This is a genomic window from Pseudomonadota bacterium, assembly GCA_041395565.1.
Classification (GTDB): Bacteria; Pseudomonadota; Gammaproteobacteria; order UBA9214; family UBA9214; genus UBA9214.
In genome coordinates, this window is record JAWLAI010000002.1 from 21,351 (window position 1) to 47,621 (window position 26,271).

The 26,271-nt window shown below is 64.2% G+C and carries 19 protein-coding genes and 1 pseudogene; 10 read left to right on the forward strand and 10 right to left on the reverse strand.

Annotated features, from left to right (window positions below; genetic code table 11):
- Nucleotides 1-63: 63 nt before the first annotated feature.
- Nucleotides 64-918: a hypothetical protein gene (locus R3F42_00110; GenBank protein ID MEZ5540436.1), complete on the reverse strand. Its 855-nt coding sequence runs from the start codon at nucleotides 916-918 to the stop codon at nucleotides 64-66.
- A 455-nt stretch (nucleotides 919-1,373) separates the two neighbouring features.
- Between R3F42_00110 and R3F42_00115 the strand changes: the two genes are divergently transcribed.
- Nucleotides 1,374-2,837 carry an integrin alpha gene (locus R3F42_00115; GenBank protein MEZ5540437.1) on the forward strand — a complete coding sequence of 488 codons (1,464 nt, stop codon included), beginning with the start codon at nucleotides 1,374-1,376 and terminating at the stop codon, nucleotides 2,835-2,837.
- A gap of 66 nt (nucleotides 2,838-2,903) precedes the next feature.
- Here the strand turns inward: R3F42_00115 and R3F42_00120 are convergent, their stop codons facing one another.
- The 4 genes from R3F42_00120 to ribA all read right to left on the reverse strand — a co-directional run bounded on the left by R3F42_00120 (nucleotide 2,904) and on the right by ribA (nucleotide 8,084).
- Nucleotides 2,904-4,826, reverse strand: a complete 1,923-nt coding sequence (locus R3F42_00120; protein MEZ5540438.1) for an aryl-sulfate sulfotransferase — start codon at nucleotides 4,824-4,826, stop codon at nucleotides 2,904-2,906.
- A 250-nt stretch (nucleotides 4,827-5,076) separates the two neighbouring features.
- Entirely contained in the window at nucleotides 5,077-6,588 is a 1,512-nt protein-coding gene (locus R3F42_00125; GenBank protein MEZ5540439.1) for a hypothetical protein, read from the reverse strand.
- A 27-nt stretch (nucleotides 6,589-6,615) separates the two neighbouring features.
- A complete protein-coding gene (locus R3F42_00130; GenBank protein MEZ5540440.1) occupies nucleotides 6,616-7,446 on the reverse strand; it encodes a RibD family protein in 831 nt (276 codons plus the stop codon).
- Nucleotides 7,443-8,084, reverse strand: a complete 642-nt coding sequence (ribA, locus tag R3F42_00135) for a GTP cyclohydrolase II (GenBank protein ID MEZ5540441.1) — start codon at nucleotides 8,082-8,084, stop codon at nucleotides 7,443-7,445. Before ribA ends, R3F42_00130 begins: the two co-directional genes overlap by 4 nt.
- Before the next feature lie 814 nt (nucleotides 8,085-8,898).
- Here ribA and R3F42_00140 point away from each other — a divergent pair.
- Nucleotides 8,899-10,107, forward strand: a complete 1,209-nt coding sequence (locus tag R3F42_00140; protein MEZ5540442.1) for a glycosyltransferase family 39 protein — start codon at nucleotides 8,899-8,901, stop codon at nucleotides 10,105-10,107.
- Between the two features lie 83 nt (nucleotides 10,108-10,190).
- On the forward strand, nucleotides 10,191-11,174 hold the full coding sequence (locus R3F42_00145; GenBank protein MEZ5540443.1) for an endonuclease/exonuclease/phosphatase family protein: 984 nt from the start codon (nucleotides 10,191-10,193) through the stop codon (nucleotides 11,172-11,174).
- A gap of 38 nt (nucleotides 11,175-11,212) precedes the next feature.
- Here the strand turns inward: R3F42_00145 and R3F42_00150 are convergent, their stop codons facing one another.
- The gene (locus R3F42_00150) at nucleotides 11,213-11,962 is read right to left on the reverse strand and encodes a hypothetical protein (GenBank protein ID MEZ5540444.1); all 750 of its coding nucleotides are present in this window, start codon (nucleotides 11,960-11,962) and stop codon (nucleotides 11,213-11,215) included.
- A 221-nt stretch (nucleotides 11,963-12,183) separates the two neighbouring features.
- Here R3F42_00150 and R3F42_00155 point away from each other — a divergent pair, with 221 nt between their 5' ends.
- Nucleotides 12,184-13,938, forward strand: coding sequence for an ABC transporter ATP-binding protein (locus R3F42_00155; protein ID MEZ5540445.1), 1,755 nt, complete (start codon nucleotides 12,184-12,186; stop codon nucleotides 13,936-13,938).
- A gap of 122 nt (nucleotides 13,939-14,060) precedes the next feature.
- Here the strand turns inward: R3F42_00155 and R3F42_00160 are convergent, their stop codons facing one another.
- Nucleotides 14,061-14,990, reverse strand: a complete 930-nt coding sequence (locus tag R3F42_00160; protein MEZ5540446.1) for an FkbM family methyltransferase — start codon at nucleotides 14,988-14,990, stop codon at nucleotides 14,061-14,063.
- A 369-nt stretch (nucleotides 14,991-15,359) separates the two neighbouring features.
- Between R3F42_00160 and R3F42_00165 the strand changes: the two genes are divergently transcribed.
- The 3 genes from R3F42_00165 to R3F42_00175 all read left to right on the forward strand — a co-directional run bounded on the left by R3F42_00165 (nucleotide 15,360) and on the right by R3F42_00175 (nucleotide 20,113).
- Nucleotides 15,360-17,078 (forward strand): NHL repeat-containing protein, encoded by a 1,719-nt coding sequence (locus tag R3F42_00165; protein MEZ5540447.1) that lies wholly within the window; start codon nucleotides 15,360-15,362, stop codon nucleotides 17,076-17,078.
- Nucleotides 17,079-17,115: 37 nt separating this feature from the next.
- Entirely contained in the window at nucleotides 17,116-18,372 is a 1,257-nt protein-coding gene (locus R3F42_00170) for an ATP-grasp domain-containing protein (protein ID MEZ5540448.1), read from the forward strand.
- Between the two features lie 361 nt (nucleotides 18,373-18,733).
- Nucleotides 18,734-20,113, forward strand: coding sequence for a hypothetical protein (locus R3F42_00175; protein MEZ5540449.1), 1,380 nt, complete (start codon nucleotides 18,734-18,736; stop codon nucleotides 20,111-20,113).
- A gap of 687 nt (nucleotides 20,114-20,800) precedes the next feature.
- On the opposite strand, the pseudogene R3F42_00180 reads toward R3F42_00175, so the two are convergent.
- From R3F42_00180 to R3F42_00190, 3 genes and pseudogenes are all read right to left on the reverse strand, one after another.
- Nucleotides 20,801-21,977, reverse strand: a pseudogene (locus R3F42_00180) (fatty acid desaturase).
- A 118-nt stretch (nucleotides 21,978-22,095) separates the two neighbouring features.
- Nucleotides 22,096-22,302, reverse strand: coding sequence for a cold-shock protein (locus R3F42_00185; protein MEZ5540450.1), 207 nt, complete (start codon nucleotides 22,300-22,302; stop codon nucleotides 22,096-22,098).
- 242 nt (nucleotides 22,303-22,544) lie between these two features.
- Nucleotides 22,545-23,459 carry a patatin-like phospholipase family protein gene (locus tag R3F42_00190; GenBank protein ID MEZ5540451.1) on the reverse strand — a complete coding sequence of 305 codons (915 nt, stop codon included), beginning with the start codon at nucleotides 23,457-23,459 and terminating at the stop codon, nucleotides 22,545-22,547.
- 343 nt (nucleotides 23,460-23,802) lie between these two features.
- Between R3F42_00190 and R3F42_00195 the strand changes: the two genes are divergently transcribed.
- Genes R3F42_00195 through R3F42_00205 form a run of 3 tightly spaced genes read left to right on the forward strand, consistent with a single transcriptional unit; the run spans nucleotide 23,803 to nucleotide 26,271 of the window.
- The gene (locus tag R3F42_00195) at nucleotides 23,803-24,948 is read left to right on the forward strand and encodes a 4Fe-4S dicluster domain-containing protein (GenBank protein MEZ5540452.1); all 1,146 of its coding nucleotides are present in this window, start codon (nucleotides 23,803-23,805) and stop codon (nucleotides 24,946-24,948) included.
- The gene (locus R3F42_00200) at nucleotides 24,945-25,412 is read left to right on the forward strand and encodes a cyclic nucleotide-binding domain-containing protein (protein ID MEZ5540453.1); all 468 of its coding nucleotides are present in this window, start codon (nucleotides 24,945-24,947) and stop codon (nucleotides 25,410-25,412) included. Before R3F42_00195 ends, R3F42_00200 begins: the two co-directional genes overlap by 4 nt.
- On the forward strand, nucleotides 25,393-26,271 hold the full coding sequence (locus R3F42_00205; GenBank protein MEZ5540454.1) for an FAD/NAD(P)-binding protein: 879 nt from the start codon (nucleotides 25,393-25,395) through the stop codon (nucleotides 26,269-26,271). The genes R3F42_00200 and R3F42_00205 overlap by 20 nt, the downstream gene beginning before the upstream one ends.

Genomic DNA, 26,271 nt, shown 5'->3' on the forward strand with positions numbered 1-26,271 from the left:
CGCCGCCGTAGCTGACAGCGCAGGCCGGTCGCGGCCCGTACCGCCGGCGGCGCCGCGCCGGGTCTAGAAAATCAGATGGGCGGCCGCCAGACAGCGCTGCTTCAGGTCCGTGTCGTCGAGCCGGGACAGCAGGCTGTAGAAACTCCAGGGATACTTGAAGACATGTCCCAGCGAGGACAGGACGTTCCTGCGCTGCGCCCAATAGGCGTGATCCAGCGGCGTGAGCGTGGCGGGCGGATGGTCGGGGATGCGCCGGTCCGTCGGGCGGGGTCCGCGCCGCAGGGTGTGGATGTACATGCGATAGGCGCGGTGCGCCGTGGCGGCGAGGTCCGGGTAACCGAGCCGGGACAGTTCGCAGACGGCGTGACCGACGGTCAGCAGGTGCCCGGGCCAGCCGTTGCCGTAACCGCTGTAGCTTGCCAGTGCGCTCAGGAATTCGGCGCAGATGAACCGGATCAGCGCGGGTTCGTCGCTGACATCGGGGATCCCGTCGGCTGCCAGCGGGACGTTCTGCGTCGTGTCGAAGCTGTCGATCAGCCGGCAGATGCCATGCACGCGATAGGGTGTCACGGTTTCCGGGTACTGCCGGAAGACCTTCAGCGCCGCCATGCCGAAGATGATGTTATGGCCGACCTCGCGCAGATCACCCACGCTGCCGGCGAGGGTGCGGAGCAGTTCCTGCAACCGGGCGCTGTCCGCCGCTTCTTCCGGGGCCGGCCGGAACACCGGCTCGGGCCGCAGCTCCCGGTCGATATGCTCCCGGACGCGCGCCTGGACGGCGCTGTCCAGTGCGTTTTCCCGGCTCAGGTAACAGGCGGCGATGATGGAGGTCGCGAGGTGACCGTCACGGAAATGCTGTTTTCCGTGCGCGTGACTCAGGCCATCCAGGCCCAGCAACAGGTAACTGCGGTCCAGCAAGGTGATCACCCGGGCGTGCGATGCGTGCTGCGAGCATGCGGGGGGGGACGCGAAAAATCAACCGCGCCGGCGTGTGACTGGCCGCTACCACCCGCCATTGCGGCTGCCCGGGCGCTTTGCTCCGCTGCCGGCGCGACGTAGACTTGGTTGCGATACCACACGCGCGTCGCGCAGGGCAACCGCCGTGATGCCGGGTCTTTCCACCCACCGCGGCGCTTCGTCACCGGGAGCAGACTGAGGGCAAGTTCAGACGCAGCGGCAGGTACCGGGCAGGTGTCCAGGCCGCACTGTGCGGCCTGCTGCTGATTACCCTGCCGCTACAGGCGGGGACAGACGCCGTCACCGGCGCGGCGCAGCACCGGTCGCCGGTTGCCCGCGCGGCGGGGGACGACACCGACGCCACCTGGCTGGATGCGGCCCGGCGCCAGATCGTCCTGCGCGAGTACGAGGCGGGGATGAGCGCGCAGGGCCTGCAGGCACCCAGCCGCCGGCACGGATTCCGTACCTATTTCGAGCCGGCCGGCATCCGGGTGACGGACCGCATCGACCCGGACGCGGCGCCGTTGTTCACCCTGCGACTCGCGCGCATCGGCCGGCCGGGTGCCTTGGCCGCCGTCGCTCCCGGGCGCGTTGCCAGCCAGGGCGCCCGGGTCGAGATCGAGCGTGATGCGGTGCGCGAATGGTACACGAACAGCCCCGCCGGCCTCGAACAGGGCTTTTCACTCGCCGCGCGCCGTGCGGGTGCCGGGCCGCTGTTGCTCGAACTCGCACTCGAGGGTGCCGCCGCCGTACGCCAGGGCGATGCCGTGCGTATCACCACGACGACGGGGCGCACGCTGAGCTACGGCCGGCTGCAGGCGTTCGATGCACGGGGCGCCGGGCTGCAAGCCGAGCTGCGGGTGTCGTCCCCGCACCGCCTGCAGCTGCGCGTTGACGATCGCGCTGCCGTCTATCCCATCAGCGTCGATCCGTTGCTGACGGCGACGGCCGAGACGCTGCTGGAGTCGGATCAGGCGTATGCACTGTTCGGCTTTTCCGTCGCCGCCGCGGGCGATGTCAACGGCGACGGCTACGACGACGTCATCGTCGGAGCGCATACCTTCGATACCGGCGCGGCCGATGCGGGCGTCGCCGGCGTGTTCCTGGGCAGCCGCAACGGTGTCGGCGACGCCAGCATCGCCACCGCCCATGCCCGCATTACGGGGGATCAGGTCGAGGCCTGGCTGGGATGCAGCGTGAGCGGTGCCGGTGACGTCAACGGCGACGGCTACGATGACGTCATCGTCGGTGCGCGGCGTTACGACGTCGGCGACTGGACCGATGCCGGGGCTGCCTTTGTCTTTCTGGGCAGCCCGGCAGGTTTGAGCGACGGGTCGCCAGAGTCGGCCCAGACCCGGCTGCTCGGTGACCAGGACGGCGGCTGGCTGGGCTACGCGGTGGACGCTGTCGGCGATATCAACGGCGACGGCTATGGTGACGTCATCGTGGGAGCTGGACGCTACGACACGGCCAGGGAGGACGATGGCGCGGCGTTCCTGTTCGCGGGTAGCGCCGGGGGTATCGCGGATGCCGGTCCGGCCAGCGCCTATGCCCGGTTCGAGAGCGGTCAGGCGCGTGCCTATTTCGGCTCCGCCGTGGCCGGTGCCGGCGACGTCGATGGCGACGGGGTCGGGGACTTCATCGTCGGTGCCTACCAGTATGACTGCGGTCAGACCAATGAAGGCGCCGCATTCGTCATCCCGGGTGGCCGCCTCGCGCCGGCGGATAGCGGGGGGCAGGCCGTGGCGGCGCTGGGCGAGCGCTGCGGTTCCGCGGCCGTGGAACTCCCGTTCCGCAAGCGCACCGCCGCGCTGGTGCTGCTGGCGGGGGTCGTGGTGTTGCTCGGCCTGCGTTACCTGCGCCGGCGCACAACCGGATGAAAGCGCGCAGCGTCTGCGTAACGGCTAAGCCGCTGGCGCTGAGGTACGCCTGTACATTGTGCAGCGCTAGCGACCGCCGCTAGCAGCCGTGCCGGCGCGTCCGGCGGGGGCGGGCATGGCCGGATCGGCAGGCACGGAATCGCACGCGTCGCCCGTACCGTCAGCATCCGTATCCCGCTGGCTGCTGACGTAGTCGCCGGGCGGCAGCGGGCCGTTCGCGACCAGCGGGCAGTTGTCCCGGAAATCCGGGATCCCGTCGGCATCCGTATCGACCGGGTACAGGTCGGGGATACGTTCGCTGCGGTAGATCTGCAGCCGGGCGTGCGGCGCCGGCTCGTAGACCAGCAGTTCGAACACGGGTTGGGCGGGGGTCGTGTGCGTGACCTCGACGATCCGCGTGGATACCTCGCCCAGCCCCTGCTCGGCATTGGGGATGCCGCCGGTAAAGCTGGTGCCGCCGAATGTGATCAGGACGTTACCGGTCTGCGGCAACTGGTTCGCATCGCCGATATGGCCGGCATACATGGGGGCAGCGATGTGCTGGCCGTATTCCCAGACTTGCCGCACTTCCATGCGCTGTTCATCGACCGCGAATTCCACCGCCCGGCTGTAGTTTTTGCGGTCCGGTACCTTGGGGTTGCCATCAAAGGGGCTGGCGCGGTTGTTGCCATTATCGAAAACCAGGATCGTGCCTGCGGAGGTAACCATCGGTGCATGCTGGTGATACTGCCATTCGAAGGGTTCCCCGACCGGCGTGAGCAGGTAGGGAAGGAAAGCGGACGACCAGTTGGCATGCGGGCCCAGGATCCATTGCAGCGCACCCGTCGCGCGGGAAAACTTGACCAGGGCATCCTGGTGCCGGAGCGAGATGATGACTGAGTCATCGCGTGAATCTTCGATCACGGAATTCCCATGCACCCAATCGTAGCCAAGCGCACGTTTGGTGAGCGAGTGATAGCCGATCCGGGTCGTATCGAGCATTGCAGCCAACGGCCAGTGATGCAGCAGTTTGCCGTCGCCATCGAATTCCACGATCGGGTTGTCTTCCACCGCGGCCGTGGCACGGGGCGCCTGCGGGTCGCTGTCGGAGGTGGGGAAGTTCTGCAGGGTCGCCTGCTCGATGGTGATACTCAGGAAGTGCCCGTCCGGGGTCGGATACATGTCGTGCGTGAGTTCGGTTCCCGGATCCTGCAGGGTAACGCGCCGGATCTCGTTGCCCAGCATGTCGACATTCACGACGTCCTCACCCTTGCGGTACAGGAGGGAGCCGTTCCCCAGTTGATAGTTATTGATTTCGCCCAAGGTCGAATACCAGACCACCTCGCCGCCGGCATCGACGATGACGGTGTAGGCTGTGGTGCTGCAGGTGCCCCAGCCCAGCAGATCGCCCGCCGCCCAGCACAGCCAATGCGACAGGGTTTCGTTCAGCACGGTGGCGCCCGGGACCAGGGTGACATCCCGGTCGCCACCGATGCGGATGAAGCGCCCCGTCATGGTGTAACCCGGCTCCATCAGTGCGGGCGTGCTGGTCACCAGCCGCAGGCGTGGAAAGTCGGCGGGTAATGGGGCTGTGCTCACCTGCAGTGTCGGCTCCAGCACCTGCTTCCGGCCGGCCGTATCGGTGAGTGTGACCGTGAGCGCGTAGTCGGTACCCGGCTTGAGGCCGAGTACCGGGAGCGCGAATCCCGTACGGTAGTCAGCGAATTCGAGGGTGCGGCTGGTGCCGGCGCCGCTGATTGCGAGCGTGACCCGTGCCGGCTGGTCCGTGGCAAGCTCGAGGAGCGCTGCCAGCGGCGTGAGTCCGTTGGGGTCCAGCGTGAGGTCCGGGCCGGCAGTGACCGTGACAGCCCGGCCAGCAGCGCCGTGCAGCAACAGCAGCAAGGCGGCGGCAACGCGGAATGTATCGAGTCTGTTGCGCAGCCTGCAGGCAGGCTGCCGACTCGCTGCGGCATGCGCTGGCGTGCTGTCTGGCTGTGTGCGGACGAACATGTGGCGGGCTTCCTGCTTGCGGACGATATGCGGGCGGCTGCCAAGGCAGGCGGCGAGTATAGACCGCGGGTCTGATTGCCGGTAAGGCCGGTCGCCGGGGGCTCCGGCATGCGCGCGGTGGCCAGCTGCGCGCTGAGCGCTCAGCCAGTCGCTGCGTGCCGGCGCTGCAGCGCTGTTGCTGGCGCACGTGTGCGTATCGCGGCGGGCAGGACGGTGCAGATCGAGCCGTCGGTGCTGCCGTTCAGCTGTGCTACAGCCGCAGTTCATGCCGGAACAGTCTGGCCGGTCTCAGGTAATCACCGCCCGTGGTCTGGTAGCGCGCCAGATAGTCTCCGGCGCGGATGTGATTGACGTTGATGTTGTTGAAATCCGACCCGTAGAGCAGGATGCCGGGGTTGCGTTGCACCAGCCGTGTCAGCCAGTCATCGTAAATCGCCTTGCGTTCATCGGCGGTGTAGAGCCAGTTGCTGTAGATGGTGAAGAACGCGTTGCTCCACCAGATCGCCGAACTGGGATGCGCGTCGATCGCAGCGAGCAGTGCGCTCTGGTCGCGCAGCAGATTGCACACGATGTATTCGTGGCGCAGCGTCCGGTAGGCTGCCCAGTGTTCCCTGAACACCGCTTCTCCGCCCCATTTTCCGATCTCGTCCTGCCACAGCTGTTCCAGGTCCTGCCAGTTGATCGAGTCCGGACCGAGATTGGCCCAGAGCTGGTAGAACACCTCGTCCGAGGGGAATTTCTGCATCAGGTAGCGCACGAAATGCGGGAAGTCCTCGCCGTTCCATTCGGCCAGCATGCAGCGCCTGATCTCGAGCGCGGTCCTGCTGTAATCGTAGAACACCATGCGCGTGCGTTCGTCGAAGCCGAGCGCATGCAGCATCATGTTGGGCTTGAAACCGGCGGCCACGGCGTAGAGTGCCGCCAGGGGCGGGGCGAACGACTCCGGCTGCTCGGTGACATCACGGTACGACTCCAGGTTGAACAGGAACACGCCTTTCCGGGAGTCCTTCACCTGGGTATCGATCGAGTCGAGGAAGCGACGCTGACCGTCCGCCAGGCGGGGATCGGGTACGGCGCTGGAGTAGTCCGGCAGTTCGGTATCCAGATAGCCGCTGAACGCCTGCATGGCCTGCGGGGACGGATCGAACAGGTTGATGCGACCACCGTCAAGAGAGCGGTCGAAGTTCAGTACGGCCAGGCCGCCGCGCAGGCTGGCGTTGATAAAGTTCCACCCCGCATGCAGCACCTGCGTCTGCGTCGTGCCCGGTGCGGGCTGCAGTGCCTGCACCCGTTCGCCATCCGGAGCCATGACGGCGGCGGGGACGGCGAGGTCAGCGACCGTAGTGCCGGGCAGCCCGAACTCGGGTTGTCCCAGCGCCGCGTACTGGCGCAGGTTGACCAGCAGGCAGTCGTCGGCCAGGCCGTACCAGCCCGTCGCGGTGTGCAGTATGGTGCCGGTGACGAAGAAGTCCCGGCTGTCGATCCAGCGCTGCAGGGCGGTCTGGAAGTCGACCTGTTCCCAGTGCTTGGGGATCCAGGTCTCGCCGATCACATGGCCGTAGGACTGGACGAGGCAGTAGTCGTAGCCGCGTTCCAGGGCCTCCTGCAGCAGCGCGCGCAGCGCTACGTGTTCCAGGATGTCGTCGTGATATCCGAAGCGCGACCAGGCCAGCGTGAAGTTGCGGAGTTTGTCGGCCAGTCTGGCATCCGGAATCCTTCCGGAAGTGTCCAGCAAGCCGAAGACGAGGCCATCTATGTACATCGGGGCGGGGGCTGTCTATGCGTGTCGTTACCGGCCTGCAGCCTGCGGGTCATCTTGCGCCAGTTCACCCCAGACCACCAGATCGTCACCGAGTTGCTCGACGGCGACGTTGGCGAGGCGGGGCGTGGCGGGGGAGCGTACGCAGTTGAGCGAGCCTGCGGCGCGCACCCCGTTCTTGCCGAAGAACTTCGGTGCGATGGTCAGCACCACCTGATCCGCCAGGGCATCGGAGAGCACGCTGCAGATGACCCTGGATCCACCCTCGATCATCAGCGAGCCGATCTGTTGCGCGTGCAGCCAGCGGAACAGATCGGCAAGCCACACGCCCCCGTGGGGTGCTGCCGGCACGCGTACGACCTGCGCACCGGCCGCCACCAGCCGCTGTTCGCGCTCCCGGCTGGCGTCCGGCAGGGTGGCGATGATCGGCTGGCGACCGGCGTGTTGCAGGAGCCTGGCCGTTGGCGGGATTCTGAGCTGTGAATCGAGCACGACCGGGATCGGATCGGGTCCATGGGCATGACGCACGGTCAGGCGCGGATCATCGACCAGGACGGTGTTGATGCCGACCAGGATCGCATCGTGCATGGCGCGCAGCTGGTGGGTCATCAGCATGGACTGGTCGCTGCTGATCGGGGTCGATGAGCCCTGGCAGGCCGTGATGCAGCCGTCGAGGCTTTGCGCAAACGAGAGCGTGACCGCCGGGCGCGGCAGCGCACGCTTCGCGGCGACGGCAGCGGCGAGTCGGTTCCGCACGGAACGGATAACGGCAGGCTCGTCGGTCGACCTGTCCAGCGGCCCGGCCTGTGCGGCGCTGTCATGCTGGACACGCCCGGCCGGTAAGAGTCCTGGCTTGTTCAAAACAGGTGATTCAGCTTGTCACCCTTGACCTTGAGATAATGCCTGTTGTGATCGTTGGGCTCGATCAGGATGGGAATTCTCCGGTTGATCCTGATGCCGTGCGTGCGCAGGGCGTCGAGCTTACGCGGGTTGTTGGTGATCAGGTTGATGCAGCCGATGCCGAGGCGATCGAGTATGGCGGCCGCGATTTCGTAGGTGCGCATGTCGCTGGGAAAGCCGAGTTCCTGGTTCGCTTCCACGGTGTCCAGTCCGGCGTCCTGCAGGGCGTAGGCGCGGATCTTGTTGAACAGACCGATACCGCGCCCTTCCTGGCGCAGATAGATCACCATGCCGGTACCGTGGGTCTCGATGTGATCCAGCGCCCAGTCGAGCTGCTGGTCGCAGTCGCAACGCATGGATTCGAACACCTCGCCGGTCAGGCATTCGGAGTGCACGCGCACGTCCAGGATGTCTGCGTTCTCGATCTCGCCCTTGTAGATGATGACGTGCTCGGTGCCGGCGTTGTCCCGGACAACGCGGACCTGAAATTCACCGTGACTGGTCGGCAGTCTGGCAATCTCGGAAAACGTGATGGTGCATTCCTCCGAATCCTGGCCGAGCGGGAGCGATTGGATTGTTGTTATGGCATCTGTTTTCATGGCTGAAATCCTGCCTCGATACGTAATTAGTTTTGTTGAGCCATGCGTGTATGATCGGTTCCCCGCATGGACTTCCCCGAGGTTTCAGTACCTGTTTGCAGGCAGCGCTGCAGCAGTAGCTACGGATCTATGTGCCTAAGACGCCAGGGTTACGCAATTATTGTCAGGTGGTACTGAACCCTAAAAAATCCTACCACAAAAGTATTAATACTTCGCTATTTAGCTGAAAAATAAGAACATCATAAAGTTCTGATATGTCATCCGGTCGATGGTTGATCCGGTGCATGACACGGAGCGTCATGCCGACTGCCAGATTTGACCTGCCGGTGCATGTTTGCAACACGCTGATCTGACGGCGCGCAGTGTGTGCTGCACCTGTGCAGCGGAACCGGCGCTGCCAATTCTGACAGGTTGCAAACGCAGGCACCGGGGCCGCGTACCGTGATGACGGCGTATCCGTCGATCCAGGCGTGGGGCATTCGGGGTCGAGCATGCGAACGGCGGCAGCGCACCGCGACCGACGCCGGCAGGAGACGGCAGGCCTGCGCGGCATGCGATACTGCAAGCCGCAGAATGCACGCCTGGCATGGCGACCGTGGCAGGCTGACCCCGGTGTCCCTGCCGTACCGCGACGCCTGCCCACGGTGCCGCGCTGGCTGTACTGCGGCGTGGGCCGAGACGCGGGATGGTCTGCGGGAATGCCTCGGCTCTGGCCTTGCCGCGTTGCACTCAGGTAGCATGGCCATACCACGAACGCGCACCGCACCACCTTCCGCAAGCCGTCGAGGTGAAGCGATTTGAGGCAGGAACCCGCATGTACGCTCGCATCCTGAATGCACTCTCCGGTAACTGGTCGAAGACACTGAGTGCAATCTTCCTGCTGGCCCTGGTCGTCCGCATCATTTTCATCTTCACCCTGCAGGGCGGCTACTATTTTGCCGACGAACACATCTACACCGCAGCTGCGCGCCAGCTGCTCGCGCAGGGCGAATTTCCGGACGACTATGGCCGGGCACCGCTGTACCCGCTGCTGCTTGCCGGTATCTATGCCGTGATCGGCGACGGCATCACCGCAACCCGCGGCGTACAGGCGCTGCTCGGCGCCGGACTCGCCGTGCTGATTGCGTCGCTTGGAAAACGTGGCGGCAATGCCGCCGTCGGCGCCGTGGCCGGTATCCTCTGGAGTCTCTACCCGATGGGGGTGTTCATTGCCGGCCTGATCTATCCGACAACCCTGCTGACGCTGCTGTTGCTCGCCGGTGTGCTTAGTCTGATCAACCGGCCGGAAGCGCGTGGCTATGGGGCACGCTGTGCGCTCGCCGGTCTGCTGTTCGGGCTGGGTGCCCTGGCCAAGCCCATTGTCCTCGGCGCGATCGTATGCGTCGCCGGCTGGCTCCTGTGGCGGCGCGGTCCCGGCCGGTTCCGGCTGGCCGCCGTCTTTCTGCTGGCCGCGCTGGCGGCGCTGACCCCCTGGACCGTCCGCAACGCCCAGGTCTATCACCGGCTGGTCCCCATCGAGGCCCGCACGCTCACCGAGGTGACGCCGTGGGCGGATGCCGGCGCAGCCGTGGAGCAGAGCAGTCCGGGCCGCGCGCTGTGGCTGAAGGTCGCCGACATGGCACGGCGTTTCCCGGTCGAGTTCATCTCCTTCTTCGAACTGTACCCGCGCCGCGTCAACCTGCTCGAGCAGTATAACCGTGACTGGGCACACGAACACCGCCCCAATTTCGTGCGCTATACCAGCTTCGGTTCGAAGCTGGTGAATGCCGTCAGCATAGTCAGTGTGTCAACACTCTATGTCTTCGCGCTGGTCGGCATGCGGGTATTGTGGCAGGCACGGGAACGGCGCCGGGAGCTGGCACTGCTGGTCATCATGGTGCTGTCCTTCGCGCTGGGGTACGCCGCCTTCTGGGGCAAGATCCGTTACCGCATTCCCGTCGATCCCTACATCATCATACTCAGCGCGTGGGGGATGGTGCACACCCTCGGCCTGCTGGCGGAGCGGGCGCGCCGGAAGGCATGAGACAGGGGGGGCTGCGTGTGTGCCGCGCCGCCTTGCCGGGGTTTGCCGGCGGCGCGCGTTGCACGTCGCGGCCGGGCGGCAGCGTGCCGCGCTCGGCTCTGCGCGTCGCCCGGCGGCTCGTGAACACGGGACTGGCAGCTTGCGCAGCGATCTCGCTGTGGGCGTGTTCGCAGCATGCCGTGGGTCCGTCCACCACTGCGGTGCCGGCGCTTGCGGGCAGCGCGACGCCCGCAGTGCGGCCTGCCGGCGCCGTGCGGCTGCGGCTCAGGCTGATGACCTTCAATATCCTCTGGGAAGGCTACCAGCAGGACGGCGAATATGTCGCCTCGGGCTTCAGTCAGCGCAAGCCGATGATCCTGGAGGTGCTGCGCCGCCACGGCGCCGACGTCGTCGGCCTGCAGGAGGCGTCGCAGGGGCAGCGTATCCAGCTTGCAACCGATTTGCCCGGGTTCGGCATGTTTCCGCTGCCGCAGGCGCCCGGAGACGAATGCATCCTGTATCGCGCGGACCGCTTTGCGGTGATGGAAAGCGGGCACGAGATACTGCGCCGGCTGCCGGAGCGGGAGGGCACGAACGTCGGCGTGCGGGATTTCGTCTGGGTGAACCTGCGCGAGCGGAGCAGCGGCAGGCAGTTTTACGTGCTCAACCTGCATGCCGACGACCGTTCGTCCGAGCGCGGCCGGGAGCTGGACGGGGTGCTGCTGGGACAGTGGATCCAGAGCCGGCGCGTTGCCGATCCCGTCGTGCTGCTGGGGGACTTCAACGGCAGATACGACCAGCCCCGGCTGCAGTTCCTGACCGGGCGGCGCGACTATCCGGATGCGCAGGGCGGCATCGCCACCATGCCCATGCCGATGATCGACACCTTGACAGCGGTCAATCCGGCTGCGGAGGCTGCCGGTAGCCCCGATTCAGGCTACGGTGACATATCGAGCCGGGGCCAGATCGACTATATCCTGGTACCCCGGGGAACGCGGGTGATCGAATCACGCATACTGTACGATCATATGAACGGGATCTATCCCTCCGACCATTTTCCCCTGTCCGCGGAAGTCGAGCTGGAGTGAAGCGCCGTTGCCGCGGTAAATCCACCTGTGCTGCAGGCTCAGGACAGCTGCAAGCGTGGGTGGCACAGGAGGCCATGCTGCAGGGCGCTCCACTCCCAGGTGCCTGCGGGCAGTTTGTCCGGGGGGAGCGGTGCTATCTTGCCGGTGATATTGCGCGCAAGCCAATCATCCAGCCAGTCGTTGCGAAGCAAGTCGATTGCGAGCGTAACCCGGTCAGTCGTGCCGGCATTGATCAGGGTATGCACCTTGTTCGTTTCGATGAGGTTGAAATACCCCGGCTCCAGGGTAAAGAGGTCGAACCACTCGCCAAAGGACTGGACGAGGCGTGGATAGTCGAAGACGAGCGGTTGGCCGCTGCGCGTAATCTCCGCGATACGCCGTGCGATGGGCTCAAGCTCGGCTCCATCCTTCTGGATCATGAATAGCGAACCGGGATTGGTGATTACCGGCAGTTGCATGCGGACGATGTGTTCGCCCATGTCACGGTCGTCATGGATCGAGTAGGCGCTGCCCGCCGTGCGGCGCAGCAGCCGAAACGAAACTTTTGGCGCCAGGAAACCATGAAAGATCCCCGCGAACAGGGGGCAGAGCTCCAGGGCATCGGCGTAGGGTACGTTGTTCCTGTGTTCCCGGTAGCTGGGTTCGATGTCGCTTGCGCGCGGCAACGACAGGCTGTGTCCATAGACACCCGTACCGAAATCCATGGCCTGGCGGGCGGCCTTAACATCCGCCTCGAGCGCGCCAACGTCGTACCTGGTGGATGATATGAGTATATTCTGATCTGGCATTGTAATCCGCGGGCTCCGGCAGACGTGTGCGGGCGCTGTCGTACCCGAATCCGCACCTGTCTTAGAATTCGCTGGCAACAACAATAAAAATAGAATAAAAGAGACCTAGACCAAAGTCCATGTCCTTGAACACCCTATGACATCGTGTTAATCAAGAACGATAAGAAACCGCGGCCCACCTTTCCCTGGCCAGGACCGCGGTCGCGCGAGGAGAATCCCGAGTGAAGCCTGTGCCAACCGCATCCGGTCTGCGGCGTATCCTGCCATACCTGCTACAGGTATGGCGCTCCTATCTGCTCGCCCTGGTGCTGCTGTTCCTGGGCGGCATCCTGACTGCGGCGAAGGCATGGATGATCCAGCCGGCGGTGGACAGGTTCATTGCGGGGCCGCTGAGCATCCACATGCTCTGGCTGCTGTGCGGGGTCGTCGCACTGTTGTTCATCCTGCATGCAGTCCTGGAGTGGGCTTATCTCACGGTATCGAAGTCAGCTAATGTTCACGTGACGTGCAATATCCGTGCGGACCTGTTCAGCAGCCTCATGCGGCACAACCTCGGTTATTTCGTCAAGCATCCATCCAGCAGCCTGGTGACGCGGGTGATCAATGATGTTGCAGTCCTCGAAGTGTTTGCAATCGCATCGCTGATGGGGCTGGTGCGTAGCGCGGTAACCCTGCTGCTGCTGCTGGGGGTGATGCTCTACCAGCATCTGACCCTGGGGCTGATCTGCACCGCGGTTGTGGTCGCCGCCGGCCTGATTCTGCGCCAAATGGCCAAACACATAGCAGTGATCAGCAGGCGAATTCAGTCCAGTCTCGGCAACGTAGCCAACAGGCTGTCCGAAATGATAGGCGGCATAGAACTCATCATGGGATTCGGCCTGGCCGATTTCTGGAGAGACAGGTTTTCCCGGGTCAACCAGGACTACTACCAGGCGCAGGTGCATGGCGTGAAGGTGGGTACGGCGCCCACTATACTTATTCAGCTGATCGCAGGCATCACGCTTGCGGTCGTGTTGCTCATAATGGGCCAGGCCCTGCTCAACAAGGAGATGACGGGCGGCCAGCTGCTGTCGTTCTTGATGGTAATGTACCTGATGCAGAATCCCGCTAAACGGATGGGGGAGTGCACCGCCTTGCTTTCCCAGGGGCTGGCTGCAGGTGAGCGGGCTTTCGAGCTGCTCGAAGAGCAGCATGATGATGTGGTGGAACGTCAGCATCGCATACTCTCGGATTGTCACGGCAACCTGGAATTCCGGCATGTCAGCTTTTCCTATACCGCGGATCCAGTGCTGCGGGACGTTACATTCAGTATCAAGCCGCGTGAACTCGTGGTCATGGTTGGTCGTAGCGGTGCCGGTAAATCATCTGTCGCCAAGCTCGTGCAGCGCTTTTACGATCCTGACCGGGGCGAGGTGCTTATTGATGGTGTCGATGTCCGCGACATCGATGTGCAGAGCCTCTATCGTGCCGTGAGCTACGTTTCCCAGGATGTATATCTGTTCAATGACACGATTGAGTTCAATCTGAAGATCGGCAAACCAGACGCCACGCGGGCGGAACTGGAGACTGCGATGAAAATTGCGTGTGTCAGCGACTTTATTCCGCTGCTGCCCGATGGGATTCAGACAGTTGTCGGCGAGCGCGGCGTGCGTTTGAGCGGCGGGCAACGGCAGCGGATAGCCATAGCCCGTGCGGTATTGAGCGACGCTCCGATACTAGTCCTCGACGAGGCGACCAGTGCCGTGGATATGGATCTGGAGCAGCGGATCATCGATAACCTGCTTTCGCTGGGCAGGCAGCGTACGATTTTCGGTATCACGCACCGTCTGACACTGGCCGAACTGGCGGACCGTGTTCTGGTGCTGCGCGACGGAGAGCTGGTCGAGGAGGGGACGGCTGCGGAGCTCGCGGCGGCAAATGGCGAATATGCGCAGCTGCGCTGTGCAACAGATGCAGGGACCGCGCCGCTTACGTGACGTGACGTGACTGGTCACTCCAGCGTGATTCGGCAGCCGGATTTTGCCGAGTTTTTGCGATGCTCCGTGCCTGCCGATCCCTTCGCAACGGCGTGGCAGCCAAGTACCGCCCGTCTGGCCGGTCAGGTGCGCCAGGCTGAGCGGTATCTCAAGGCGCGCCGTAGCGAAGCGAGGATGTTGTAAAACCTGCTGGATTCCATCAGGAATTGATGCAGCCGGCTGTTTTGCATGCTGTCGAAGATCTGCAGACACCGAAAGCATATGTCCGGGCTGCCATACAGATATGCGAGCACTGCGAGCTTCAGTAGTTTCGCCGGCTCCATGCTGTCCCAGTCGGAAATCCGTCTTACATACATCGTATCGCAAAGGAAATGCCAGGAAGGTGCGATGGGGTTGTTGGCTACCGTGACGGGTTTGAGTGCCCTTCCTCTCAGGGTGAAGAACTTGTGGAACATGAACCCGTTGTCTGACAGAAAGGCGTCCACATCACGGAATAGCGGCTGGTTGGTGTACTGCGGGATGAATTCGACCTCGGTGACGATTGCAACAGTGTTGGTCAGGGAGTTTACGGCACCCTTGAACGCATCGAGTTCGGCGCCCTGGATATCTATCTTGATGAAATCGATGCCCTCGATTTGCTCCGCTTCGCGGAATTCATCTATCGTTACGGTGTTGATGTGCGTCGACTCCCTGAGATAACTTTCTTCCATGTTGTTGAACTGTGAAATCAGTTCGTGATTGGGCTGATACAGCGAGCTGCACATGGGGTGATTGGTTATATAGAAGGGGCGTTGTTCATGCTTGCTGCCGATAGCCAACGCATGGAATCTCATACCGTCATCGGCCGCGGCATTGAGTTTCGCGCAGATGGCGTCATCCACTTCAAACGCATGTATCCTGGAGCCTGGGAATTCGCTGAGAATCTGATGGAATGGCTCGGATTTGTTGCCGGCAGTCGGTATGGCGCCGATCTCGAGGATCGTAAACTCGAGTGACGGATAAACAGACCGTATTTCCTTGCACAGGGCATCGAACGCTACGTGAATATTCATGCGTGTTACCTTGGGAATCCCAGTGGGTCCTGTTAGTGCGAATGCCGGCGGCAGTGGGCAGTGCTCGTTCCGGCGCTACTGCGGCACCTGTTATACCCGTGTCTGCGGCCATGGATTCACCGTAAAGAATCGATCGGGAGGTATTATGCGCCCGCCGATTCACAGGTATCATGAGCTGTCATAATATGCAAGAACACCGGAGCCGGTGGGCAGATTTACGGGGTGCGGCAGGCCGGGGCATATTGCGCCAGCCGTATCCGGCATGGCGCCGAAGCGAGGAGGCGCTGCAGCCCCTGGGGGGCTGCAGCCGAGAACAGTTCAACACAGGTCGGGTTGGTTACCGGCACCGTATGAAATGAGATGGGATTAATGTCCTGGAAGCTGATCAAGGAGGCCGGCATCGGTTCAGCGCCCATGCCGGCGCCGGGCGCAGGCAATCTGCTGCAACATCCGATATTCGCCCAGCGCGCGCACGATGGGTCGTACTTGATTGTCGACGAACTTGGCAAGGAAAAGCAGGTCCCTTTCAGTTTCGGCTGCCGTACACTCCGGGTAGACGCCGCGGGTGCTGTTCTCTACGACTCGCTCAAAAACGGCATCGATGACGGCTTCGGCTGTCTGCTGGACGACGGATCCATGGCGATCCTGCGGCGTACCAAGTGGGAACTGCTGATCACTTCTCCTACGGGTGACATGAGCGACTGCCTGTATCTGGACACGCTCAGCAAACGCCTGCCCCGTTTCGTCACCTGGACCTGCAAGGGCACTTTCCTGGTGGCGTTCCTCAACCGTGCCTACGATATGGATCTCGTTGAGATCGACCGGCAAGGCAAGTTGTTATGGCATCTGCCGGTGCATGTCAGCCATATCGGCATCGCTTCCAGTATCCAGTTGACTGAAGCCGACACGCTGCTGCTTGCCGATCCGATCCGGCACATAGGCATGGAACTGGACCGCCAGGGAAACCTGATCTGGCAATTCGGTGTATCCAAGCATCCCGCCAGGACCCTGGATCATCTCTCCAGTCCCGGTTCCATCGTCCAATCCAAAGGCGGGCAAAGGGTGATTGCCGATACGCGCAATCACCGTATCCTGCTCGTCGATTCCGATGGCACAGGCTGCGAGATACTGCCCCATGACGGGACGCTGCGGGATCCGCAATACGCCAGCCTGTTCGATGACGGCAGCTGCCTGATCTGTGATACCGGCAATGCCAGGGTCATCGTGCTGGATCGGGACGGCTACATCGTCTGGTCTTACGGCTCGCCGGTCGTGCCCCGTCGCCTGTTGTCTTATCCGCGATCCGTCGAGGTGACTGAAAGCGGCGCATATCTGGTGGCCGATACTGCCCATGACCGGATCATCGAACTGCAGGCCGAACGGATTACGGAGCGGCCGTTTCACGGCAATCCCGGCCTGTTCTGGCCGCGCTGCGTGCGTCTGCTGCCGTCCGGCTCGCTGCTCGTTGCCGATGCGCGGAACTCGCGTATCGTCGAGGTCTCGGCGACCGGGCGTGTCATGCGCCAGCTGGCACAGATTGCGTCGCACGGCCTGCAAGGGCTGGATGATCCGCATGATGTCCGGCTATTGCCTGACGACCGTCTGCTGATCACCGATTCCGGGCAGGATATGGTAGTGGTGGCCGACTGGGACGGGTGTATACATCTGCGAATCGGCGGCCCCGGGTCCGATACGCTCAAGGATCCGCACAGCGCCCAGCAACTCGAGGACGGCAGTATCATCATCGCCGATACCGGCCATCACCGCATCGTCGTGGTCGATGCCTGCGGCAGGGAGGTGCGGGAGATCCGCACGCTGCAGGGAAAGGATGCCACCCTGCGCTTGCATCATCCCCGCTATGTGGAAGTGAGCCCCGAGGGTACAATGGCGATTGCCGACACGGGCCACAACCGCATTCTCGCGGCAACCCTGGACGGTGCGTTGATCTGGGAACTGTCCAGGGTGCCGGATTCGAGCACACCCTTGCTGAACCAGCCACGCTGGCTGAAACTGATCGGCCGCAACGAGGTCGTGGTCTGCGATCACTTTCATCACCGGATCGTGCATGTGAGAAACGACGCCGCCTGATACGGCAGCGTGGAGCGCGGCGCCTGTTGGAGTATCCGTGTCGAAGCCAAGCATCGTCATCGTTGATCCCTACTCATCCGGCGCCATGCTTGCCGAGGCCCTGCGTGCACGGGGTGCGCGCTGCACCGCGCTCGAGAGCACCGTCAATATGCCGTTGCTGATGCGCTCCCGTTTCAATCCCGGCATGTTCGTCGACATCATCCGGCATGCCGAGGATTACGCCGCGACCCTGGCCGCGGTGCGGAACTGTCGACCGGATTATGTGATCGCGGGTTTCGAATCCGGGGTCGAACTGGCCGAGCGTCTCGCCGGCAACCTCGGGCTGCCCTGCAATGGCGTTGCGCTGGGCCCGGCCCGGCGCGACAAGTACCTGATGGCCGAGGCCGTCAGTCGCCACGGCCTGCGCACCGCGCGGCAGTTCCTCTCGGATGACATTGATGCGATCGTCGCCTGGACGCGCGCCAACCTCGACTGGCCGGTCATCGTGAAGCCGCCGAAGAGCGTGGGCTCTGACCAGGTCAGCTGCTGTCACACCATCGACGCGCTGCGGCAGGGCGCAGAGAGGATACTGACGCAAACCAATACCCTCGGTTCAAGCAATCCGGCGGTACTGGTCCAGGAATTCCTGGCCGGCACGGAATACGTCGTGGATACCGTCACGCATGCCGGCGCGACCAAGGTCACGGCATACTGGAAATACCACCGCCCGGCGGCGGCCGCAACGGGGGATTTCGTCTGCTACGACGCCATGACGCTGCTGCCGTACGACGGCGAGCGGCAGGTGCGCCTGCGCGCCTACGTCGAGGGCGTGCTCGAGGCCCTTGCCATCCGCTTCGGTCCGGCACACTGTGAGCTGATGTGGGTGGATGGCGAACCCGTACTGGTCGAAGTCGCCGCACGACTGCCAGCCGGCATCAACGCGACGCTCGCAGGGATCTGCGGCGGACTCTGCCAGCTCGACGAGACCGCCGATATCCTGCTTGCGCCGGACCGGTTTGCCGCTAACCTGAACGCGCCTGCCTGTTTGACACGCCATGCGGTCAATCTGTTCATCATGCCGGCGCAGACGGGACGACTGATCCGTATCCAGGGCATAGACAAGATCCGGAGCCTGCCGACCCTCCATTCATACTCCATCAGTGCCCAACCCGGAGACACGCTCAAGCGGGTGGCGGGGCTGGTAACGCTGGTGGCTGCAGACATCCACGCAATCGAGCGCGACATCGGCGTGATCAGGGAGCTGGAGCGTGCCGGGATGTTCGAGGTGGAGGCGTTGCCGGCGGCGAATCACTGAACGGCGCCTGGCGAAAAAATCGCCACGCGCGCGGCCGCGTGGAATCTTGCGACAGGTTCTGGTAAAACGGTGCCGTTCCTGCACCGAGATGCAAGGCTGAAATGGACTTCGGCATTGATTCGATACTGAACCTCCGCGCTCCAGCAGCGCCGCCGGGCGCGGGCCATCGGCTGTCCGGCATTCCCATCGCGCAGCGTGGCGGATGTGACGCAGTTCACACTTACCCGGTTCCGCCATTGTCCGTCGTACCGCGCGCCGCCCGCGTGCCACGTCTCAGCCCGATGTGGCTGCGTGCAGGGATCTCAAGATTTCGCCGCTGGGAACCGACATCCAATCTGGGCGGTTGGATCGGTTACCTGACATGAGACGACAAGGAATGCCGCAGCACCGGGGCCGGAACCGGTGCGAGCTGAAACGCAGTCATGCCAGCCAGCTGGCCTGCACGCTGTTGATCGTCACCGCTGCAACACTCTGCTCGAGCACGCTCCACGCCCACGCCGGCAAGGCGGCAGCCGCGCTGTCGCCGGCGGCTGCGGTGCCGGATCTGGACGCGGCTGCGGCCTCCGCGGGGACAGAAGCCGGAACCCGGCAGACACGGCAGGATAGCATCGGTTTCGGCACGGCTGTCTGCCAGCAGGAAATCACGGGTGCGGATTACGAGTACATGCTGCCAGCGAAGGTAACATGTATGGACAGTAACGATAACCGGCAGCCATTCTCCATCCAGCTCGGTCAGCGTATCGGCGCGCGTAACGGGATACTCGGTGAGCTGGACGGCGTGCGCATGGACCTCAGGGTCGGCGATGCGTTGCGCCTGAACGGGATTGCCGGTTACCCCGTATTGACGGCGGAGGATGTGTTCAATCCCGAGCGGCAGCTGTTCGGCATCAGCGCAACCAGCACGGAACTGGCGGATGCGTGGGAATTGAACGGCTATCTGTTCGAGCAGCAGTCGAACGGCCTGGTCACCGACCGCTCCATGGGGGGCGCCATGCGTTACCTGCGTTCGGGCAAGTCGCTGCTGGTCTATCTCGATTACGATCCCGCAACCGGCGCGCCGGGCGCGCTCCTGGCGTCAGGCGCAATGCAGCTGCCCTTCAGGACCACCCTCAGCGCGACACTGGACCGGCAGCGCCGGCCGATACCTGCGCTGCAGCGGAAATATATCTCCCAGTCCATGCGTGCGATGGATGGCTGGGACTGGATCCTGCCCGACGACCGGCTCGCGCTGCATACCGCTGGCGGCGATGCCACGGTGGATGTGCTGGCACTCGATCTCTCCTATGCATTGACCAAGCGCATCAAGCTCAGGGGCGATATGGTACGGCTCGACGTGACGGGCCTGGAGGACAGTGCCACGCGCCGCGATATCAGCGAATATTATTATCATCTGAAAATCACCGGTCAGGACCTGCTGCTGCCCGGTGACCGCAGCAAGCTCGATCTGCGCCATGCTGTCACCGACACCGGGCGTTCCTATACCGCGACCTTCGATATCCGGTACGCAGTCATGCGCTGCTGGAATGTCATCTCGCAACTGCGTGCCGATTACCAGGTCCCGCTGGCGGATGCCAGTGCCTGGTGGGAGGCGTCACCGACCGTCAAGATGGAGTACCGGCCGGGCAAGCAGTATGGCTTTCATATCGAGGCCGGCGGCAATGTCGCCAAGGCCGAGCATTTCGCCGCTGCGGCCGTGCGTACTTCCTATTTCGTGAACGTGGGCTACCAGGTCGACTTCTAAACCGCTCGCATCGTCCCGCGGGACCGCAAAGTCAGCGCGATTTGCGGCCGGTATGTGTCCGGCCTTCAGCGGCGGTCCCGGTAGCGTTCATGTTCGCGCTCGTTATGACGCCGTTCCTCGGGATCCCGGCCGGGATCGGGCCGGAACTGCGGGTCCGGTCGATACCGGTCGCGATGCTGATCGAAGCGGCGGTAAGGCGTGTCGCTGTCGATCCAGAGCGGAACACGGTCGTGCCGGTCGAGTCGGTACTTGGGCGGGAGCTCGCGGCTCCGCAGCCAGCGGTCGCCTTCCCGGTAGTAGTAATAACCGGTCGTGATGTGGAAGTAGACGCGGGCGCCGGGATAGTAATAGAACCTATCTTAAAATTGGTACAAGCATTCTTACATTGTCATGCCCGCGCATGCGGGCATCCAGAAAATCCGCGCAATACTGGATTCCGGCCTGCGCTGGAATGACGAGAAACATGGCCGCCGCAGGATTTTCCAATTTTGCGATAGGTTCTAGTAGGGATAGTGGTAATAGGCCGCGCGGTATGGCGGGGGCCCTTCACGGTATTAGGCGGTGCGGGCGCCCACGTCGGCCAGCAGTACCGTCAGCAGTAGCAGTTGCCAGCACCTGTTGCCGCGGGTTCCGCGCATATGTCACCTCTGGATCAGGCAGCGGCAGGGTTCACCCGCCGCCCCCGATTCATACCGATTGCAGCCGGTATCCGCGCAGGATGCCGGCGAACTCCTGCAGCGCCTTGATGCCCGAGGCCTCGGCCTCGCTGCACCATGCCTTGAGCCGTTCCACCCGGTCCGCACCGTCACTGGCGGTATGCGACCACAACGCCTTGAGCTGCGCCTTGAAGCGGTAGACGGTAGCCAGGGCCTGACTCGAAGCCAGGGCTTCGTTCAGGGTGGCCAGCGTATGCGGGTCCGGCCTGATGTCTTCCCGGATCATGAGCTTGCGCACCCGGCGCGACAGCGCCCGCCGGGCACTGCCGCAGCAGAGGCGTTCGCTCCGCAGTACGGGCAGGATTACCTTGCGACCATACAGCGTGAGCACATGGTAGCGGTCGCGCAGCACGGCGCGCAGGGTCTGCAGATCGATCACCTGCCGGCCGCGCTCGATACGCACGCGCGGGGCGAGACGCCGCACCTGCGCCAGGCCCAGCCACGCCAGCAACCGTATGTACAGCCAGCCGATATCGAATTCCCACCATTTGTGCGACAGCCGGGCGGATTGCGGATAGGCGTGGTGATTGTTGTGGAGTTCCTCGCCGCCAATCAGCAGGCCGATGGGCGCAAGATTGCGCGAGGCATCCGTGGTCTCCGAAATTACGGTAGCCGGCATAATGCCCGAGGCCGTTGATCACCCCCGCGGCCCAAAACGGGATCCACAGTATCTGAGCTGCGAAGATCGCCAGCCCGGCCAGGCCGAACAGCGCGCCGTCGATGAGCGCCATGATGACCAGCCCCAGGTAGGGGTAACGGCTGTAGAGACGGTGTTCCAGCCGGTCGTCCGGGGTGCCGCCGCCGTAGTGCGCGAGTATCTCCGGGGTGCGCGCGGCGCGGCGGTAGAGACCTACCCCGCCGACCAGGACGCGCAGGATGCCGGCCACCTGTGGACTGTGCGGATCGTCGGCGGTCTCGCACTTCGCATGGTGCTTGCGATGCACGGCCACCCATTCCCGGGTGACCATGCCGGTGGTGAGCCAGAGCCAGAAGCGGAACAGCTGGCTCACTGCGGGGTGCAGGGTCAGGGCGTTGTGTGCCTGGTGGCGGTGCAGGAAGATGGTGACGCTGGCGATGGTGATGTGGGTCAGTCCCAGCGTGATGGCAATGTAAATCCAGAGTGGCAAATCGGGAAAGAGTGGGTGCATGTATTACCTGTAATTATGTTCTGACGGTCTGTTGTGCGGGGATCGGTGCCCGGCGGCGCCGCAGGGTTGCCCCACAGGCGGGCCGTGGGGCAACTGCAACAAGTCTACCCGTGCGAAACTAGCCCTGCAGCGAGACCCGGGTGGCCTGCATTCCCTTCGGGCCGCGTTCGGCTTCGAAGCTGACTGCCTGGCCTTCGGTGAGGGTCCGGAAGCCGCTGCCGTTGATTGCGGAAAAGTGCACGAAGACGTCTTCGCCGCCATCGGCCGGGGAGATGAAACCGAAACCCTTGGCATCGTTGAACCACTTGACGGTACCTGTAACCATGTAACAAGCCTCTATAGTCGTTAATGTTGATTTGGGTGTAACGCAATTGATGAAAGGCAATTCGCGAAATACGACGGGGACTTCTGAAATGACTCGGACAACTTGCGTAGGCGGACTATAGCAGAGCGGTACTGCAAACGCGAATAACTCCTGTCTTGCCCGGGCAAGCCCTGCCGCCACGGTCTGCGTGTGCCCGGCGGCGGGTGCGTCCGCCGTGTCGCTCGGCCCGAATCCGGCGTGGATCAGGCCAGCAGGCGCTGCAGTTCGGCCTGCAGCCGCGCCCGCGCCGGCCGGGCCTGAGTGTAGATGGTTTCAGCCTTGCCGAAGTCCAGCAGGCGGATGTCGAGCAGGTCCGGCTTGAGATAGATGTCGGGTGGCTGGTCCTTCATCTTGGCTTCGAGGATGGAACGCTCCATGGTCTGGAAGCTCTCGGCGACGACATCGAAGATGCCCGGAGTCTGCCGGGGTGCGGGTGTACGACGGCCGGAGACATCCACCGCGATGATGAGGTCGCAGTGTCCTCTGAGCAGATCGAAGGGCACGGGATTGACGACGCCGCCGTCCACCAGGATCCGCTCGTCGCGCACCACCGGGTTGAACAGGCCGGGAAAGGCGAAGCTGGCCTCGAGCGCCTGCAGCAGGTCGTGCTCGTGCAGGACGACCTGTTCCCGGCGCTGGATGTCGGCGGCGACGACCAGCAGCGGGATATCCAGCTCGGCGAACGTCCTGGCGTGGATCTGCTCGTGTATGAAGGTGATGAAATCATTGCTGGTGAGCAGGACCTCGCGCGACATCTCGCTGTCGACGAGGTGTATCCATTCCAGGAGTTCCTTGCGGAAGAAACCCATGGAGCCCCCCTGGCGGGCCAGGGCGTCCCGTACGATCACCTTGATGCGCGCGGCCGGATAGCCCGAGGCGTACAGGGCGCCGACCACCGCACCCATGCTGGTTCCGGCAATCAGGCGTGGCCTGACACCCAACTCATCGAGCGCCATCAGAATTTCCACGTGGGCGAGCCCGCGTGCGCCGCCGCCGCCGAGGGCGATACCCACCGACCTGTCGCTGTGGCGGGCGCCGGCGGGCGGTGGCGGCAGGCCGGCCAGCGTGGCGCCGGCTGTCAGGGCCAGGAACTGTCTGCGGGTTAGCTCTCTGTGCACGCGCTGTCTCCGGATTCCCGGCCGCATCTGCAGCCGGTCCTGGTTGGCGTCACCGAACCGGGCAGGTGTGCAGTGGCCGGTTGCGGCCGGCTGCGTGCGCCAAGGGCAGGCTCGCCGACCAGGGACAGCGGGATGATACCCCGGGCGCATGCCCGGTGTTACCTATCCCCGCGATCTGCCCGGTTGTCCTCACTGCAGCCGGAAGTCACCTGCCCGCATGTGGCGGATGCGGTTGCCATGGCGGCATTTATGTTACATTGCCGGCAGTTCAGCCCGGTATGCTGCGCGGCCGGCGACTGCACGCCGGCGCTCATGTGCGGCACTGCCCGCACGATATCTGCTCATGCATAAACACATGGAAAACACGGTGGTGCTGGGCCGGCAGGATTTCCCGGCGTTGCTGGCCGCACTGCAGGCGGACGGCCACCGCCTGATCGGACCCACCGTGCGCGATCAGGCCATCGTCTACGACGAGATTCACGCTGTCGGGGATCTGCCCGCTGGCTGGGAAGATGCGCAGGATGCAGGCCGCTACCGGCTGCGCCGCCGCGGTGACGCGGCGCTGTTCGCCTATACCGTCGGGCCGCAGACGTGGAAGCGGTATCTGCAGCCGCCGGCCGTGCGCTTGTGGACGGCGTGCCTGACCGAGCGCGACCTGACATTCGAGGACGCGGCGGAACCGGCGCCGCGGCTCGCACTCATCGGTGTACGGCCCTGCGAACTGGCCGCCATCGCCATCCAGGACCGGGTGCTGCTCGGCAGCGATTGTCACGACACCGACTATGCCCGGCGCCGCCGGCAGGTTTTCATTGTCACCGTGCAATGCGCCCGGGCGGGAAATACCTGCTTCTGTACCTCGATGGGCACGGGCCCGCGCGCGGACGCAGGATTCGACCTGGCCGTGACGGAACTGCTGGATGCGGACCGGCATGAGTTCGTTGTCGAAGCGGGTTCGGCAGCCGGTGCCGCGCTGCTGGCGCGGCTCCCGACGCGGCCGGCGACGCCGACGGACTGGCAGGCGGCGCTGGCTGCGACCCGGCATGCGTCAACACAGGCAGGACGACAGCTGGACACGACCGGGATCCGGGATCTCCTGTACCACAATGCGGAGCACCCGCGCTGGGACGATGTGGCCGGTCGCTGCCTGGCGTGCGCCAACTGCACCCAGGTTTGTCCGACCTGTTTCTGCACCCGTGTCGAGGACCGTGCCGATATCGCGGGCCGGACCAGCGAGCGGGTGCGCTACTGGGATTCCTGCTTCAACAGCGGCTTTTCCTATATCCACGGCGGTATCATCCGCAGCGGCACCCGCGCCCGTTACCGGCAGTGGCTCACGCACAAGCTGGCGTCCTGGCACGACCAGTTCGGCAGTTCCGGCTGCGTGGGCTGCGGGCGCTGCATCACCTGGTGCCCGGTCGGGATCGATCTCACGGCGGAAGTGGCGGCGCTCCGGGCCACCGCCACGCGCCAGGAACAGGGGGCGACATGAGCAGCATGCAGGATCTGGAGCAGTCGATTCGCGCGCATCCCTTCGCGACGGGGATGGACACCCGCCATGTCCGGATACTGGCGGGCTGCGCGCACGCCGTCACGTTCAGCGCCGGGACCTTCCTGTTCCGGGAAGGCGAGGACGCGGATACCTTCTACTGGCTGACGGCCGGCAAGGCGGCCATGGAGCTGCATGCGCCGCCGCGGGGCACGATCCGGATCGATACGCGCGCGGCGGGCGATGCCCTGGGCTGGTCCTGGATCGTGGCCCCGTACCGCTGGTTCTGCGATGCGCGCGCCGTCGCTGCAGTCCAGGCGCTGGCATTCAACGGCGTCTGTCTGCGCGGCCAGTTGGAAGAGGATGCCGAACTGGCCCGCGAACTGTACCGGCGCTTCGTTCCCCTGATGTACCGCAGCCTGCATGCCACTCAGTTGCAGTTGCTCGATGTCTACGGGTCGCACTGAGATGGGGCCTGGCGCCGGTACGGTACCGGCAGCCGCGGATCCCATGCTGCCGGGCCCGGTCGTGCTCCGGCACCGGCGGCGCGAGACGCACGATACCTTCACCCTGACCTTCGACCTGCCCGGGCGCGCGCACGGTATGCCGTTCGCGCCGGGGCAGTTCACCATGCTCTACCTGTTCGGCGCCGGTGAGGTGCCGGTCTCCATCAGCGGCGACCCGGCGGCACCCGCCCGGCTGGTGCATACCATCCGCGCGGTTGGCAGTGTCACGCAACCCCTGCTGGCGCTGCGGCGCGGTGCGCTGCTCGGGGTGCGCGGACCATACGGCCGCGGCTGGCCGGTTGCGGCCGCGCGCGGTTGCGACATCCTCATCGTCGCCGGCGGGCTCGGTCTGGCGCCGCTGCGTCCGCTCGTCTATCACCCGCTGGGTCGACGTGGCGACTACGGGCACATCAGCATCGTCTACGGTGCGCGGTCGCCGGCTGACATCCTGTTCCGGCGCGAGCTGGAGCGCTGGGGTGGACGTTTCGACGTGGACGTCGACGTGATCGTCGACCACGCGACCGATACCTGGCACGGCGATGTCGGTGTGGTCACCCGACTGCTGGAGACGACCCGCTGTGCGCCCGCGAGCACGCAGGCGATGGTCTGCGGTCCCGAGATCATGATGCGCTTCGCGATCCGTGCCCTCAACGACCTCGGCATCGGCGACGAGCGCATTCACGTCTCCATGGAGCGCAACATGCAATGCGCGATCGGCCTGTGCGGTCACTGCCAGTACGGGCCGACCTTCGTTTGCCGGGACGGTCCGGTGTTCCGCTACGACCACGTCCGGCACCTGTTCGGTGTCCGGGAGCTCTAG

Coding starts and splice junctions, on each gene's coding strand:
- R3F42_00115 (MEZ5540437.1), top strand. CDS start 1,374: ATGAGCGCGCAGGGCCTGCAGGCACCCAGCCGCCGGCACGGATTCCGT.
- R3F42_00120 (MEZ5540438.1), bottom strand. CDS start 4,826: ATGTTCGTCCGCACACAGCCAGACAGCACGCCAGCGCATGCCGCAGCG.
- R3F42_00125 (MEZ5540439.1), bottom strand. CDS start 6,588: ATGTACATAGATGGCCTCGTCTTCGGCTTGCTGGACACTTCCGGAAGG.
- ribA (MEZ5540441.1), bottom strand. CDS start 8,084: ATGAAAACAGATGCCATAACAACAATCCAATCGCTCCCGCTCGGCCAG.
- R3F42_00140 (MEZ5540442.1), top strand. CDS start 8,899: ATGTACGCTCGCATCCTGAATGCACTCTCCGGTAACTGGTCGAAGACA.
- R3F42_00150 (MEZ5540444.1), bottom strand. CDS start 11,962: ATGCCAGATCAGAATATACTCATATCATCCACCAGGTACGACGTTGGC.
- R3F42_00160 (MEZ5540446.1), bottom strand. CDS start 14,990: ATGAATATTCACGTAGCGTTCGATGCCCTGTGCAAGGAAATACGGTCT.
- R3F42_00165 (MEZ5540447.1), top strand. CDS start 15,360: ATGTCCTGGAAGCTGATCAAGGAGGCCGGCATCGGTTCAGCGCCCATG.
- R3F42_00175 (MEZ5540449.1), top strand. CDS start 18,734: ATGAGACGACAAGGAATGCCGCAGCACCGGGGCCGGAACCGGTGCGAG.
- R3F42_00185 (MEZ5540450.1), bottom strand. CDS start 22,302: ATGGTTACAGGTACCGTCAAGTGGTTCAACGATGCCAAGGGTTTCGGT.
- R3F42_00195 (MEZ5540452.1), top strand. CDS start 23,803: ATGCATAAACACATGGAAAACACGGTGGTGCTGGGCCGGCAGGATTTC.
- R3F42_00200 (MEZ5540453.1), top strand. CDS start 24,945: ATGAGCAGCATGCAGGATCTGGAGCAGTCGATTCGCGCGCATCCCTTC.
- R3F42_00205 (MEZ5540454.1), top strand. CDS start 25,393: ATGTCTACGGGTCGCACTGAGATGGGGCCTGGCGCCGGTACGGTACCG.